This window comes from Pseudoalteromonas tetraodonis (genome assembly GCF_002310835.1).
GTDB lineage: Bacteria > Pseudomonadota > Gammaproteobacteria > Enterobacterales > Alteromonadaceae > Pseudoalteromonas > Pseudoalteromonas tetraodonis.
On the sequence record NZ_CP011041.1, the window covers coordinates 406,892 to 420,793 of the forward strand.

General features: G+C 40.5%; 16 protein-coding genes. 8 read left to right on the forward strand and 8 right to left on the reverse strand.

Annotated features, from left to right (window positions below; translation table 11 throughout):
* The first annotated feature begins 44 nt into the window (after window positions 1–44).
* From dusA to PTET_RS01905, 7 genes are all read left to right on the forward strand, one after another.
* Window positions 45–977, forward strand: a complete 933-nt coding sequence (dusA, locus tag PTET_RS01875) for a tRNA dihydrouridine(20/20a) synthase DusA (RefSeq protein WP_244186381.1) — start codon at window positions 45–47, stop codon at window positions 975–977.
* Window positions 978–1,213: 236 nt separating this feature from the next.
* On the forward strand, window positions 1,214–1,894 hold the full coding sequence (locus PTET_RS01880) for a PspA/IM30 family protein (RefSeq protein WP_096038112.1): 681 nt from the start codon (window positions 1,214–1,216) through the stop codon (window positions 1,892–1,894).
* Window positions 1,895–1,904: 10 nt separating this feature from the next.
* On the forward strand, window positions 1,905–2,111 hold the full coding sequence (locus tag PTET_RS01885; RefSeq protein ID WP_013463970.1) for a PspC domain-containing protein: 207 nt from the start codon (window positions 1,905–1,907) through the stop codon (window positions 2,109–2,111).
* Between the two features lie 10 nt (window positions 2,112–2,121).
* Window positions 2,122–2,448, forward strand: a complete 327-nt coding sequence (locus PTET_RS01890) for a hypothetical protein (protein WP_096038113.1) — start codon at window positions 2,122–2,124, stop codon at window positions 2,446–2,448.
* Window positions 2,449–2,526: 78 nt separating this feature from the next.
* Window positions 2,527–3,036, forward strand: a complete 510-nt coding sequence (locus PTET_RS01895; protein ID WP_096038114.1) for a copper chaperone PCu(A)C — start codon at window positions 2,527–2,529, stop codon at window positions 3,034–3,036.
* An 8-nt stretch (window positions 3,037–3,044) separates the two neighbouring features.
* Window positions 3,045–4,031, forward strand: a complete 987-nt coding sequence (locus PTET_RS01900) for a DUF2333 family protein (protein ID WP_013463973.1) — start codon at window positions 3,045–3,047, stop codon at window positions 4,029–4,031.
* A 3-nt stretch (window positions 4,032–4,034) separates the two neighbouring features.
* Complete coding sequence (locus PTET_RS01905; RefSeq protein WP_024601350.1) at window positions 4,035–4,805, forward strand: TIGR04219 family outer membrane beta-barrel protein; 771 nt, start codon at window positions 4,035–4,037, stop codon at window positions 4,803–4,805.
* 76 nt (window positions 4,806–4,881) lie between these two features.
* Here PTET_RS01905 and PTET_RS01910 read toward each other — a convergent pair whose 3' ends face one another.
* Both PTET_RS01910 and PTET_RS01915 read right to left on the reverse strand, forming a co-directional pair.
* The gene (locus tag PTET_RS01910; protein WP_013463975.1) at window positions 4,882–5,763 is read right to left on the reverse strand and encodes a TIGR03899 family protein; all 882 of its coding nucleotides are present in this window, start codon (window positions 5,761–5,763) and stop codon (window positions 4,882–4,884) included.
* Window positions 5,732–6,280: an SRPBCC family protein gene (locus PTET_RS01915; RefSeq protein ID WP_024601349.1), complete on the reverse strand. Its 549-nt coding sequence runs from the start codon at window positions 6,278–6,280 to the stop codon at window positions 5,732–5,734. Before PTET_RS01915 ends, PTET_RS01910 begins: the two co-directional genes overlap by 32 nt.
* Window positions 6,281–6,569: 289 nt before the next feature.
* Between PTET_RS01915 and PTET_RS01920 the strand changes: the two genes are divergently transcribed.
* Window positions 6,570–8,753: a YgiQ family radical SAM protein gene (locus PTET_RS01920; RefSeq protein WP_024601348.1), complete on the forward strand. Its 2,184-nt coding sequence runs from the start codon at window positions 6,570–6,572 to the stop codon at window positions 8,751–8,753.
* Window positions 8,754–8,840: 87 nt separating this feature from the next.
* Here the strand turns inward: PTET_RS01920 and mgtE are convergent, their stop codons facing one another.
* The 6 genes from mgtE to PTET_RS01950 form a co-directional block, all read right to left on the reverse strand.
* Window positions 8,841–10,199 (reverse strand): magnesium transporter, encoded by a 1,359-nt coding sequence (gene mgtE, locus PTET_RS01925; protein ID WP_024601347.1) that lies wholly within the window; start codon window positions 10,197–10,199, stop codon window positions 8,841–8,843.
* Between the two features lie 139 nt (window positions 10,200–10,338).
* Window positions 10,339–10,611, reverse strand: coding sequence for an HPr family phosphocarrier protein (locus PTET_RS01930; protein ID WP_013463979.1), 273 nt, complete (start codon window positions 10,609–10,611; stop codon window positions 10,339–10,341).
* Between the two features lie 18 nt (window positions 10,612–10,629).
* A complete protein-coding gene (gene rapZ / locus PTET_RS01935) occupies window positions 10,630–11,472 on the reverse strand; it encodes an RNase adapter RapZ (RefSeq protein ID WP_010390558.1) in 843 nt (280 codons plus the stop codon).
* A gap of 19 nt (window positions 11,473–11,491) precedes the next feature.
* Entirely contained in the window at window positions 11,492–11,944 is a 453-nt protein-coding gene (gene ptsN / locus PTET_RS01940) for a PTS IIA-like nitrogen regulatory protein PtsN (RefSeq protein WP_013463980.1), read from the reverse strand.
* Window positions 11,945–11,948: 4 nt separating this feature from the next.
* Window positions 11,949–12,236, reverse strand: coding sequence for a ribosome hibernation promoting factor (gene hpf, locus PTET_RS01945; RefSeq protein WP_010390562.1), 288 nt, complete (start codon window positions 12,234–12,236; stop codon window positions 11,949–11,951).
* A gap of 26 nt (window positions 12,237–12,262) precedes the next feature.
* Complete coding sequence (locus tag PTET_RS01950; protein WP_024601344.1) at window positions 12,263–13,762, reverse strand: RNA polymerase factor sigma-54; 1,500 nt, start codon at window positions 13,760–13,762, stop codon at window positions 12,263–12,265.
* Window positions 13,763–13,902: the final 140 nt, after the last annotated feature.

A 13,902-nucleotide genomic window follows, 5' to 3' on the forward strand; every position in this document is an offset into this window, starting at 1 on the left:
TTTTGGATAAACGTACTTTAAATCGACGCTTTTCTGTTGCCCCCATGCTCGATTGGACTGATCGCCATTGTCGTACGTTTCATCGTAAAATGACAAAGCACACCGTGCTCTACACTGAAATGATCACCACAGGTGCTATTTTGTTTGGCCGTGGCGACTATTTGCACTTTAATCAACATGAAGGCCCAGTAGCGCTGCAGCTGGGGGGCTCAGATCCGCAAGCGCTAGCACAGTGTGCCAAGCTTGCAGGTGACCGCGGTTATGATGAAATAAACCTTAACGTAGGTTGTCCGTCTGATCGTGTGCAAAATGGGCGTTTTGGTGCCTGTTTAATGGCAGAGCCCGAGCTTGTGGCAGAGTGTGTTGCTGCAATGAAAAGTGTAGTCAGTATTCCTGTTACGGTAAAAACGCGCATTGGTATTGATGAGCAAGATTCCTATGAATTTTTATGTGCGCTTATTGAAGCATCGCATAAAGTAGGCTGTGATGATTTTATTATTCATGCCCGTAAGGCATGGCTAAAAGGATTGAGTCCAAAAGAAAATCGCGAAGTTCCTGAGCTTAACTACCCCCGCGTTTACCAGCTTAAAAAAGATTATCCACAACTTGATTTAAGTATTAATGGCGGTGTTAAAACCATTGAGCAAAGCCTTGAGCATTTACAGTACATAGATGGAGTGATGGTTGGGCGAGAGGCTTACAGCAATCCATTTATGCTAAATGAAGTTGATGAAAAAATATATGGTGATGCTGCTAATACTCAGACACGTCATGATGTTGTGCGCTCTATGTATGATTACATTGAAGAAGAGATGCGTTTAGGCGCTAACTTTTGGCATGTTGCTCGCCATATGTTAGGTATTTTTCAGGGACAACCCGGTGCGCGTGGTTTTAGACGCCATTTATCTGAAAATGGCCATGGCAAGCAAGCTGATTTGAGTGTTATGGATAAAGCACTAAGTTACGTACCCGAATAATAGATCCTCTGTATAGAAAAAAGCCACCTCAGGTGGCTTTTTTTGATCCCAAATTTTGGTCAAAAGTTTAATTTATTAGCCAATTCGACTTAATTTCATTCAGTGGCGAGTCATTAATTTACCTACTTAAAATAACTTAACTACATGATATTTAATGAAAATAAAACCATTTTAAGTTGTTGGCATAACTCTTGGAATCCTGTTGATGTATAAATAAAAATCATCAGGAGAATAACATGGGCATATTTAACCGCGTAAACGACGTCATTCAAGCAAATATTGTAGCTATGCTTGATAAAGCAGAAGACTCAGAAAAGTTACTCAATTTAATGCTTACTGAAATGCAAGAAGCGCTTAATGAGTGTCGTAGTACGGCAGCTGCACTTTTATGTGAAGAAAAGAGCATTAAACGTCAAATAAGTAACAAACAGCAAGCGCTCGCAAATTGGCAATTAAAAGCTGAGCATGCTGTGACAAAAAATCGTGACGATTTAGCTAAATCAGCATTAGCCGAAAAACACACTGTTGAACAAAGTATCAAGTGCCTACAAACACAGCTTGAAACATTGCAGCAATCGATTGTAAAAATCACAGAAGACTGTGAGCGCTTACAGCAAAAAATGACGCAGGCAAAAGCAAAGCAAGCACAACTTGCAAAGCGTGAAAACGTAGTTGAGGCAAGGGCAAAAATAAATACGCAACTACAAAGCGATAAAGTGGCTTTTGCCTTATCACGATTTGAGCAAATAGAGCGCCGCGTTGAAAGTGTAGAGTCGCAAGTTGAAGCGTATGAGCTCACAGATACTGCGAGCAATACAGCTATGCAAATTGAGTCACTGGTTAAAAATGAAAAAATTGATGCAGAACTGGCTAGTTTAAAAGCAAGTTTAAATACTGCTAATAAACAAACAGCTTAAGGAGATTGTTATGAATAGTTTTAATACACACCGTCGTTGGTACAAAAATACGCTTAACAAAAAAATATCAGGCGTCTGTAGTGGGTTAGCTTACCGACTAGACTTTCCGGTATGGTCTACTCGCTTAGTGACTGTTTTATTATTTTTAAGTTTTCCGTTTGCAGTGGCGCTAGGTTATTTAATTGCTCACTGTTGCCTTGAAGAAAAAGCAGTGTAAGGAGAGCAGCATGAAAACATTCGCCGTGTGCCTAGTTATTGTTGCGTTGTTTTTAATTAATAGCGGTTCAATTATTCACTTTGATGTGTGGCAGTTTCCGCTATGGATCTCAGATATTAGCTGGACAGGTATAGAGCTCATTGGTGCATTAGTTGCTATTATCGTTTTTATTGCGATTGTTGCTTTAGTGACGATGGGGTTAGTTGGAGCGGCGATGGTGGCACTGGCTGGTACTATTTTAGCTTTTTTATTCGGATCATTGATGATTGCTTGGCCGTTATTGTTTGTAGCAGGGCTGTGTTGGTTAATCGCAGATAACAAAAAAGTCGTCTCTTGAGCTTAAATTAGCTGCCTAACATAGGGGAATTATGATAAATTTGAACTATATTTTTTTGTTTTAACAAGGATTTTACTGATGATTAAACAATGTATTTCGATAGCAAGTGCATTAATGGTGGGTGTTTTTTCGTCTTCGTTAATGGCGCACGAAGGACATGAACACGATAGTGTTGTTGCGCAGCTACAAGTAACACATGCGCAAGTAAGAGAGTTTTTGCCGGCAACCAAAGCCAGTGTGGCTTACTTTAGTATTAAAAACCACAGCAATGTACCAGCAACCTTGACTAAAGCGACAATTGATGGCCTAGGGCGTGTTGAAATTCATGAGCACGTTCACGCTGACGGTATGATGAAAATGCAAAAAGTCGAATCATTGCGTATTAAAGCTCACCAACAACTCGATTTTAAGCCAGGCAGCTATCATTTAATGGTGTTTGAACCACAAGAACCGTTAAAAGTAGGTCAAGAACGTAAACTCACGCTATATTTTGAAGACGGGAACCGAGTATTTACCAATGCAAAAGTCGTTTCGTTAGCCTCACAAGCAGAGCCGGTAAAAGCATCGAAAGATCATAGTCATCATTAGGAGGATAAATGTCACAGCATAAAGGAAAAATAATAACGGCACTGGTACTGTTATTTGTCGTGTTTTACGCCATTGCAGTGTACTGGAGTATAGAGCCTTCACGTTTTGATGTTGTGCAAAATGCTAAGCAACAAGCGCAGCAACGCAGTGAAAAACTAGTCACAGGTTATGTAACAACTTCAACACTCATCACTGTAGCTGATACGCTTTTAACTAAATCAGGCGGTTACTTATCAAATGATGTGCTACCACCGAGCGTAATAATGGACAATATGCCGGCCTGGGAGTATGGTGCGCTGGAAATGGTGCGTGATTTAGCGTTGTCTATGCGAAAAGATTTTAGCCGCTCACAATCGCAATCAACTGAACACGAAGCGCTCAAAAAAGCTCAGCCACAATTTAATATCAGCTCTGAAGCATGGGCATGGCCAAGTGCTGAGGGTGAATACCAAAAAGGAATTGATTATTTAATGGTATATCGTTCTCAAATAGCCAATCAGCATGAGCGCGATAGCCAATTTTACTCTCGTGCAGATAACCTACGCAGTTGGTTAAAAGAAGCTGAAAAGCGTTTAGGCAGCTTAAGTCAGCGTTTAAGTGCAAGCGTGGGTCAAGATAAGGTTAACACTGACCTCGCCGGTAACTCTTCAAATACACAGGCCACCTATACGCCTTTACAACAACAAATAAAAACATCATGGTGGGAAATTGATGATGTATTTTATGAGTCACGTGGGGCCACTTGGGCTTTACTGCACTTTTTACAGGCGGTTGAATATGATTTTGCCGATGTGCTTGATAAAAAGAACGCCCGTGTCAGCTTGCAACAAATTATTCGCGAGCTTGAAGCAACCCAAGAAACGGTATGGAGCCCAATGATTTTAAACGGTAATGGATTTGGTTATGTCGCCAACCATTCACTTGTTATGGCAAATTATATTTCTAGAGCCAATGCGGCACTAATTGAACTTAGCGAATTATTAGCGCAAGGATAAAAAATGAAAAAGTATTGTATAGCAGCAGCCTTATCAATGGCATGTTTAGCCCCTGTAGCACAAGCCGACACTGTATTGGGTTTATATGTAGGGGTTGATGGTTGGAAAGCAGATAATGACGGTAGCTTTTCTGATAACAATAACGCCCTGCAAAACTTCAACTTTGAAGATGAAACCTTTGTAAGTTATTACGCTGCGCTTGAGCACCCAGTGCCATTAGTGCCAAACTTAAAGTTAAAATACACTGAGCTTGAATTAAACGGCTCAACAGTGCTTGAAGACACATTTAGTTTTAACGGTACTGATTATATTGTTGGCACTGATGTTAATTCAGTGACTGACTTATCGCACATTGATTATATTTTTTACTACGAGATTTTTGATAACGATTTAATCTCAATTGATTTAGGTCTTAATGCTAAGCAGTTTGATGGTGAGCTTGTTGTAACAGGTACATCACAACAAGGTGGCGCTAACTTTACTGAAATCGAAGAGTTCTCTGGTGTTGTGCCGTTAGTATATGGACGTTTTGAAGCGGGTTTACCATTTAGTGGTTTAAGTGTTTTTGCTGAAGGCAGCTTTTTAGCCATAGATGACAGTAAAGTACAAGATTACCAAATGGGTATTGCTTGGGAGTTTATTGATAACCTAGCGGTTGATGTTGCGGTTAAAGCGGGCTACCGCTCTATGGTTTTAGAACTTGATGATGTCGATGATATTAATACTGATATTGATGCATCGGGTCCGTTTGCCGGTATTCAGGTTCACTTTTAATTAAAGTATTATTTTGAGCCACCTTGTGTGGCTCTTATTTTTAAAAGCTAACACACGCTTTAGTCATCTCTGTTTGCTATTTTAAAGAATGCCAAACTAATTCAAACTCCCCTTCAAATGCTGAACCAATTAACTGTTTGTACACCTTGTTAATCGGGTAGTTCATTAATCTAAATAGTTCATCACCTGTTTGAGTAAACTTATAATAGCTAAGCACCAAATCGTTACTTTTTGCTTTTAAGGTTAGTTTTTGTGATAAAAAGGATAGGGTGAACTCTTGTCCTACTTTTAATGCCGCTGACTCTATTTCTTTACGATACAGCAAGTTTAAATCCATTAAAGTTAGTACGTCTGGAAAGCTCACGCCGCTTTTACCTATGCTTAATGACACTTTATTGCCTTTACCTAGTAAATCAAATAATGAGGGTTTTTTGTAATACCCCAAGAATATTAGGTGGCTGCTATCCTTTTCGTTATATCCAGAAATAGACACGCACTTTCTTAATGAATCGGCTTCGCGCTGGGTCATGTGCTTAAGTGTTTGTAAACTTTTAATAGAAAAAGTACCTGGGCTAATGGTTTCGCCAGTAAAAATTTTTGCCCACAACACTTGCATAGATTGATTTGAGGTATCTTCACATAAGGCTATAAAGTGCTCCACCCAATCAGCATCGGGCTGCTTAGCGCAAGCAACATCAGGACAAAACTCCATTGCTAAGGCTAAAATAGTCTCAATATTTTGTTGCTGTTTAATCAGTAGTAAGTCTTGTCGTTTTTGAGCACGCGCTAAAATTGAATGCTCGCTATTAATACTATAAAGCGATTTGGCTTTACCTTGAGGATTATAGGTTTTTTCATCAATGGCAGGCGTATTGCTCACTTTTGTGACCGAGTAACCTAGCAGTGACTCAATAATATTGGCAAGTTTAATCCTGGCTTGTGCGGTTTTGACTGTCATGGCTTTCCATTATTGCTTGTGCATCACTGAGTTGAGCGACCGTTTTTAGGTTATTTAATCCTAGGGTCACTATATTACCTAATATATTTTCAGCAGATATAGCAACGTACCCAGAAATAAGCGGCATCGTTGCTTGTCCTTCTATATGCCACGTGACGGTTTTTGTGTGCGGGCTAAATAGTAATTTGCTAGTGATAATATGCTCTTGATTAAATAACACACTAAATACAACTTCATTATCGCTTAATGACGATATTGTCATTTCGCCTTTGCCCCATTTACCTTCCCAAGATTGGTAGGCTCCTGCGCCAGAGCTCGGTTCTCCAATATTAAACTTAATATTAGGGTCTATTTGTTGCCACGGCGACCATTTATACCACTGGGTAAAGTCCTCCACTAATGACTTTATTACGGGAGCGCGTGCATTAATTTTTATACTTTTTTGCACATGATAATTTTGTGGTAACAATAATCCAACGACAACAAAAACCAGAAGCAATATGATTGAAAACTGCATTATTTTTTTAAGTAGTTTAATAGGTATTCCTCATCTATTTTAATTTACAGCGTCTATCAATTATTAATTATTTAATAGTTTAACGAAGTCACGGTTGCTTTTGATCTATTTTATCTACCTTGTATTATTCCAAAAGCAGACATTAGCCGTAATAAGTTTAGATGATTTATTAGTTTTAGTAATGCAATAAAGGTAAACAATTTTTAATCAGCGCTTTCATTTTGTGCTATATCAACGGGGATGTCGATAGGGTATAATTCGCGCCTTTTGTTATTGAACGGCCAATTTTATGAGCACATTAAAAGCTGAACGCGCCTTATTCTCATACCCCAAGTATTGGGCTGAGTGTTATGGCACAGCTCCATTTTTACCAACAACACGCGAAGAAATGGACGCGCTTGGCTGGGATAGCTGCGATATTATTATTATTAGCGGTGATGCTTATGTAGACCATCCTAGTTTTGGGATGGCCGTAATTGGCCGAGTGCTAGAAGCGCAAGGTTTTAGAGTGGGTATTATTGCTCAACCAGATTGGAACTCTAAAGATGCGTTTATGGCATTGGGTAAGCCTAACTTATTTTTTGGTATTACAGCCGGTAATATGGACTCGATGATCAATCGTTACACCGCTGAAAAACGAATGCGCCATGATGACGCATACACACCAGGAAATGTCGGCGGTAAACGCCCAGATCGCGCAGTGATCATTTATTCACAACGCTGTCGTGAAGCCTACAAAGATGTGCCATTAGTGTTAGGGGGCATTGAAGCCAGTCTGCGCCGTATTGCTCATTATGATTACTGGCAAGAAAAAGTACGTCGTAGCGTATTATTTGACGCTAAAGGCGATATTTTAATTTATGGTAATGCCGAACGCCCGTTAGTTGAAGTAGCGCATCGTATCGCTGCCGGTGAAACCATCGATACCATACAGGATGTTAGAGGCACGGCAGTTATTCGTAAAGAGCCTTTACCTGGTTGGCGTGGCAGTGACTCAACAGCCATTGATAAAATTGGTAAAATAGACCCTATTCCTAATCCTTATGGCGCGGATGATGTGGGCTGTGCTAAATCAGAATTTAAGCAAGCCGGCATCGATTTACAAGCAGAAGCTGCAAAACCAATTACCATCCAGCCTGCTCGTCCTAAGCCGTGGGAAAAAACTTACGTTAAACTGCCGGCATTTGAGCAGGTTAGCGTTAATAAGCCTTTGTATGCCCATGCATCACGTATTTTACATCAAGAAACCAACCCAGGTTGTGCAAGGGCGTTATTTCAGCGTCATGGCGATCGTTCTATTTGGGTGAATCCGCCGGCTTATCCGCTTGAAACTCAGGAAATGGATGACGTGTTTGGTTTACCTTACCAGCGTATACCACATCCAAGTTATGGCGATGATAAAATCCCTGCTTACGATATGATTAAAACGTCGGTAAATATTATGCGCGGCTGTTTTGGCGGCTGTTCGTTTTGTTCTATTACCGAGCATGAGGGGCGCATAATACAAAGCCGTTCTCAAGAATCGATTATCGAAGAAATTGAACAAATTAGAGATAAAGTGCCGGGCTTTACTGGGGTTATCTCTGATTTAGGTGGGCCAACTGCAAATATGTACAAACTGCGTTGTACCAGTAAAAAAGCAGAGAGTACGTGCCGTCGCTTGTCGTGTGTGTATCCTGATATTTGTAAGCATATGGATACCGATCACACACCCACTATCGACTTATATAAAAAAGCGCGTGAGGTCAAAGGGATCAAAAAGATCTTAATTGCTTCGGGCGTGCGTTATGACCTTGCAGTACGTGATCCTCGTTACGTTAAAGAGCTAGTAACCCATCATGTTGGTGGATATTTAAAAATAGCACCTGAACACACAGAAGATGGCCCATTATCAAAAATGATGAAACCAGGTATGGGCGCCTATGATGAATTTAAAGCGTTATTTGATAAGTACTCAAAAGAAGCGGGTAAAAAGCAGTATTTAATTCCATACTTTATTTCTGCTCACCCGGGGACTAAAGATGAAGACATGGTAAACATGGCTTTATGGTTGAAATCGAATGATTTTAAGCTTGATCAGGTACAAAATTTTTATCCATCACCGATGGCCAACGCAACCACCATTTACCACACAGAAATGAACTCGCTACGTAATATTAAAAATAATACGGAGCAAGTACCTGTGCCTAAGGGAGCGCGCCAACGTCGTTTGCATAAAGCGATTTTACGCTATCACGATCCTGCCGGTTGGCCAATGATCCGCGAAGCCCTGCGTAACATGGGCAAAGCCAAGCTTATTGGTAAAGGGCCTAACTGTTTAGTCCCTGAAGAAGGACGAGATGAAAGACAAACCAAAGGCGGAAAAGGTAACAAGGGCGGTCGTCCTGCGCTTACTCGTCATACTGGCTTTAGCCAGTTTAAAAAAGCCAACACTAAACCTAAGGTAGGTGGTAATCGCCAGCGCGCTAAGTAGCCTTAACTTATGTAAAGTAACTATCGGCTTAAACAAAAACACCGCGTATTGATGCGGTGTTTTTGTTTAAAAACGTTTATAAAAAGATTAAATCAATAACCAAGTCGCAGTACCTAAGAAGGCAAATATACCAACAATATCAGTTACCGTGGTTAGTACCACACTGCCTGCAAGTGCTGGATCTATTTTCATTTTTTTAAGCAATAGTGGGATACTAGCACCCGCAATACCTGCTGCAACTAAATTCATAAACATAGCAAACGCTAAAACACCACCGAGTTTGAAATCCCATTGCCAAAGCGCAACAACACCGGCAATTAGGATAGACCAAACCATACCGTTAATCGCACCGATAGCGAGTTCTTTTAATAATAAAAAACGTTGGTTAGTTTGGTTGATATGACCCACCGCGATACCGCGAATAACCAAAGTTAAGGTTTGGCTGCCTGCAACCCCACCCATTGACGGGACAATGCCATTGAGCACAGCAAGAATTGGTAATATAGCTAAGGTGTTTTCAAAAAAGCTCGCCACAATTGCAGCCAGCAATGCAGTTAGTAAGTTTACACCCAGCCAAATTGAGCGCTTTTTAGAGCTTTTCAACACAGGTGCAAAGGTATCTTCTTCATCATCTAAACCCGCTAAACCCAGTAAACTGTGCTCAGCGTCTTCACGTATAACATCAACGATATCATCAATGGTGATCCGCCCAAGCAAGTGTGCGTTGTCATCAACAACCGGTGCCGATATCCAATTATGACGCTCAAACAATTGTGCAACTTCGCTCTCATCCATTGAAATAGGAATAGACTCACAGTCTTCATCCATTAAATCATGAACAATTTTTTCAGGGGGGTTGGTTAATAAAGTGCTCAGCGATAGGGCGCCTAAAAAGCAGTTATTTTCATCAACCACATATAAGTCATCTGTACCCTCAGGTAATTCGCCGCGTAAGCGAATATAACGCAGTACCACATCTAGAGTCACATCGGGGCGAATAGTAACGGTATCGATATTCATCAATGCGCCAGCAGAGCGCTCTTGATACGATAAAGCCTGCGTTGCACGTTCTCTATCTTGAATATCCATAGCGCTAACAACATCTTTATAAACGGTGTCAGGTAGGCTACGTAGTACTTCCCCTAAGTCATCATGGCCCATGTCTTCGGTTGCAGCAGCAATGTGCTCGGGTGCCATTTGCGCAATAATGCCCAAACGTACATCTTCAGAAAGCTCTTCAAGCACATCACCTTGTACATCAGGATCAACGAGCTGCCAGAGCATACGGCGAATTTTATGCGGGGATGATTCTAAAAGAAGTGCGGTATCACAAGGCGCCGTCTTTGCCAGCATGCGTCTAACTTGAACAAATTGACCACTATTTAGTGACTTAGTCACCTGTTTTAGTTGTTGTAGTGGAATATCTTGTTCTAAAGCTTCAGGCATTGGCGTCCTTAATTAAATTGTATTACATGCTGGAAGGGTATAAATGCTATTCAATTTTAGTTTATCTTACTTTATGTGAGCAAACTACCTCAACCACTATTAACCTAAGCTTAGGATGATGAGTTAATAATGAACTTTTTTATTCTTGCTCATTAAATCGTTGGTCAATTAGTTCACCTATTGCGCTAAGTGCAGGCTCAGCGTCGGGGCCTTCGCATACCACCTTAACTTCTTTGCCTTGGCTACTTTCGAGCAACATAAGTGCCAGCACGCTATCGCCAGCGGCCTGTTTGTCATCTTGAAATAAAGTGATTGTGGCATCAAATTGCACAGAAAGCTGAGCTAATACTGTCGCCGCTCTAGCGTGTAATCCTAATTTGTTTTTTATTAAAAATGTATTTTCTAAGCGCATGACATCTTCTCGCAAGCTTTATTCTTGTTCTCGGTGGCGAATTTTTACATTAGGATGGCTCATTGCAAAGCTTTCACCAATGGTTTGCGCTAAATAAACAGAGCGGTGTTGCCCACCAGTACAGCCAATTGCAATGGTTAAGTAGCTGCGGTTATTTCGTTCTAAATGCGGCAACCATGTTTGCACAAATGTTTGAATTTGCCATGTAAATTTTTGCACTATACTGTGACTTGCTAGGTAGTCTTTTACTGGTTGGTCCAGCCCTGTAAGTGGCTTAAGTTCAGGCTCCCAATGCGGGTTTGGTAAAAAGCGGGCATCGAATACGTAATCTGCTTCTTTAGGGATGCCGTGTTTAAAACCAAATGACTCAAAGGTAATGATCAGTTGTTTATCTTTTTTTCCGAGTATTTTTTCACGAATAGACTCAGCAAGCTGATGCACACTTAAATCTGTGGTATCAATCATATAATCAGCACGATTAATCAATACATCAAGCAGTTGTTTTTCTTTTTTTATGGCTAAATCAAGCGGCAAAGAATCAATAGATAAAGGGTGGAGACGTCGCGTTTCTGAAAAACGTTTTATTAATGTTTGATCGTCACTGTCTAAATAAAATACCGTTGGTTTAGTAAAACCAGGTAAATATTCAATGATTTCATTAAACTGCTGTTGCTCTTTAGGTAGGTTACGTACATCAACACTCACGGCAATTTTATTATAACTGTCGGAAACACTGCGCACTAATGATGGTAATAAATTAAGAGGAATATTGTCTACACAATAATAACCTAAGTCTTCCACAACGCGTAACGCCACAGATTTACCTGACCCTGAACGACCGCTTATAATTATTAATTCCATTTATCACCTTTCTTTGTTACTACGATTGACTGACGATAACCTGATATAGTTCGCTATCCGATTTGGCGGCGCGTAACTGTTTACAAAATTCTTTATCATTGAGCTTATCAGCAATCGTGGCTAGCGTCTTCAAATGCTGCTGATTATCGCCATCGGGAACAATTAACGCGACAAAAATGTCAACCGGTCGGTTATCAATCGCATCAAAATTAATAGCTGTTTCGCTCACTAAAATCAAAGCAAGGGGCTCTTGAGCACCACTCATGCGACCATGTGGAATAGCAATGCCTCGGCCAATGCCTGTACTTCCAAGCTTTTCTCTTGCAGTTAATGCATTAAGAATATCTTGTTGTGTTAAATAGGGCAGCTTATTGTGAGCCAATTCACTGATAAATTCTAAAATTCTTTTTTTACTATTAAAAAGGACCGCAGCTTTACTGCAGTCCTGACAGATAAGTGAGCTTAGTTTCATAGTGTTAGTGTCGAGCAAGTTTCTCTTTGTGTTTAATTACTTGACGATCTAGCTTGTCAATGAGCGAGTCTATAGCGGCATACATATCTTGATGCTCAGTAGAGGCAAAAATCTCAGCGCCACTAACATGAACGGTTGCTTCAGCTTTTTGGTTTAGTTTTTCTACATCGAGAATAACGTGCACATTCGTTATGTGATCAGTGTGCCTCTGTAACTTCGAAAATTTACTATTTACGTAGTCTCTAAGCGAGTCGGTAATATCTACATGGCGACCAGTTAAATTCAGTTGCATAAACATTTTCCTCTTTGTTGTACGCCTTAAATCAAACTTTTACGTTGATTAGACGGGGGAATAGCTAGAGATTCGCGATATTTTGCAATGGTTCTCCTCGCTACTTTAATTCCTTGCTCTGCCAATATATCTGCAATTTTACTATCACTCAATGGTTTAGCTGAGTTTTCTGCAGCGATTAATTTTTTAATTAATGCACGTATTGCTGTTGATGAACATTCGCCACCATTTTCAGTACTTACATGGCTTGAAAAGAAATATTTAAGCTCAAAAATGCCACGTGGTGTATGCATGTATTTTTGCGTAGTAACACGCGATATAGTCGACTCATGCATTTCCACCATTTCAGCCACATCGTTAAGCACCATAGGCTTCATAGCCTCAGGACCGTGTTCAAAAAAGGCCTGTTGCTGCTGCACAATACAGTTGGTTACTTTAAGTAGCGTGTCATTTCTACTTTCTAAGCTTTTTATAAACCATTTAGCCTCTTGTAAGTGCGAGCGAATAAATTGGCTATCACCACTTGATTTAACCGTACGCGACATAGCTGCATATTGGCTATTTACTCTGATCTTAGGCATGCTATCTGGGTTTAATTCAACTACCCAACGACCTTTAACTTTTTTAACCGACACATCAGGAATAACGTATTCAGACTCTTCTCTGACAATAGTGTCTGCCGGTTTTGGGCTGAGCGTATGAATCAACGTCATGATTTCTTTTAGCTCATCTTCTTTAAGCTTTGTTTTTTTCATTAACGTGCGATAGTCACGTGCAGCAAGTAAATCAATATGATCGGTTAAGATCATTTTTGTTTCGTTTAAAAAAGGTGTGTCTTTATCAAATTGATTTAGCTGAATACACAAGCACTCTTGTAAACTACGCGCGGCTATTCCCACTGGATCAAATAGTTGAATACGCTTTAGTACCGCTTCTATTTCGTCAAGTTCAACTTCATCTTCGCCGTCGTTTTCTTGGTTAAAGCTTTCTAATATTTCTTCACAGCTAAGGGTTAGAATCCCTGAATCGTCCACAGCTTCTACAATTGCAATAGCTATCGCTTCATCGGTAGGACTAAACGGCGTCAGTTGAAGTTGCCACATTAAATACTCATGCAGCGTTTCAGTCGAAGAGCCTTGATAAATAGATTCATCTTCTGGCATTGGGCCCGATGAAGAGGCAGGCGCAGCGCTCATATATTCATCCCAAGTAACATCCATAGCCATATCATCGCTAATGGTGTCTTTGGTCATTGCTTCGCCGCTATCTTGCTCATACTCGCTAGGTTTATCGTCAGCTGAGGCACTTAGCGTTAAGTCATCGTTATCGGCTTTTTGTTCGTTTTTACCTGCAGTGTCTTCGCTGTAATCGTGTTCTTCAACTTCAAGCAAGGGGTTGCTATCGAGCGCTTCTTGAATTTCTTGCTGGAGATCCAATGTACTGAGTTGCAATAAGCGAATTGCTTGTTGCAACTGTGGAGTCATTGTAAGTTGCTGGCCCATGCGCAGCTGTAATGATTGCCTCATGTATCTCTAACAATCCTTTTAAATTACGGTCTGTTGACCTTTACGGATTAAAATTTGTTCAAACTAGGGGCGGTTTAATTGCGGCGCGAGGTTTGTAACCTAGTGGGCTAAGTCAAAACCGAGCAACAAAGAGTAAATCG

Excerpts from the sequence above, each read along its gene's own strand:
- PTET_RS01905 (WP_024601350.1), top strand. The coding sequence starts at position 4,035 with ATGAAAAAGTATTGTATAGCAGCAGCCTTATCAATGGCATGTTTAGCC.
- PTET_RS01910 (WP_013463975.1), bottom strand. The coding sequence starts at position 5,763 with ATGACAGTCAAAACCGCACAAGCCAGGATTAAACTTGCCAATATTATT.
- PTET_RS01930 (WP_013463979.1), bottom strand. The coding sequence starts at position 10,611 with ATGCGCTTAGAAAATACATTTTTAATAAAAAACAAATTAGGATTACAC.
- PTET_RS01885 (WP_013463970.1), top strand. The coding sequence starts at position 1,905 with ATGAATAGTTTTAATACACACCGTCGTTGGTACAAAAATACGCTTAAC.
- PTET_RS01880 (WP_096038112.1), top strand. The coding sequence starts at position 1,214 with ATGGGCATATTTAACCGCGTAAACGACGTCATTCAAGCAAATATTGTA.
- PTET_RS01950 (WP_024601344.1), bottom strand. The coding sequence starts at position 13,762 with ATGAGGCAATCATTACAGCTGCGCATGGGCCAGCAACTTACAATGACT.
- hpf (WP_010390562.1), bottom strand. The coding sequence starts at position 12,236 with ATGCAACTGAATTTAACTGGTCGCCATGTAGATATTACCGACTCGCTT.
- PTET_RS01920 (WP_024601348.1), top strand. The coding sequence starts at position 6,570 with ATGAGCACATTAAAAGCTGAACGCGCCTTATTCTCATACCCCAAGTAT.
- dusA (WP_244186381.1), top strand. The coding sequence starts at position 45 with ATGCTCGATTGGACTGATCGCCATTGTCGTACGTTTCATCGTAAAATG.
- PTET_RS01900 (WP_013463973.1), top strand. The coding sequence starts at position 3,045 with ATGTCACAGCATAAAGGAAAAATAATAACGGCACTGGTACTGTTATTT.
- rapZ (WP_010390558.1), bottom strand. The coding sequence starts at position 11,472 with ATGGAATTAATAATTATAAGCGGTCGTTCAGGGTCAGGTAAATCTGTG.
- ptsN (WP_013463980.1), bottom strand. The coding sequence starts at position 11,944 with ATGAAACTAAGCTCACTTATCTGTCAGGACTGCAGTAAAGCTGCGGTC.
- PTET_RS01915 (WP_024601349.1), bottom strand. The coding sequence starts at position 6,280 with ATGCAGTTTTCAATCATATTGCTTCTGGTTTTTGTTGTCGTTGGATTA.
- mgtE (WP_024601347.1), bottom strand. The coding sequence starts at position 10,199 with ATGCCTGAAGCTTTAGAACAAGATATTCCACTACAACAACTAAAACAG.
- PTET_RS01890 (WP_096038113.1), top strand. The coding sequence starts at position 2,122 with ATGAAAACATTCGCCGTGTGCCTAGTTATTGTTGCGTTGTTTTTAATT.
- PTET_RS01895 (WP_096038114.1), top strand. The coding sequence starts at position 2,527 with ATGATTAAACAATGTATTTCGATAGCAAGTGCATTAATGGTGGGTGTT.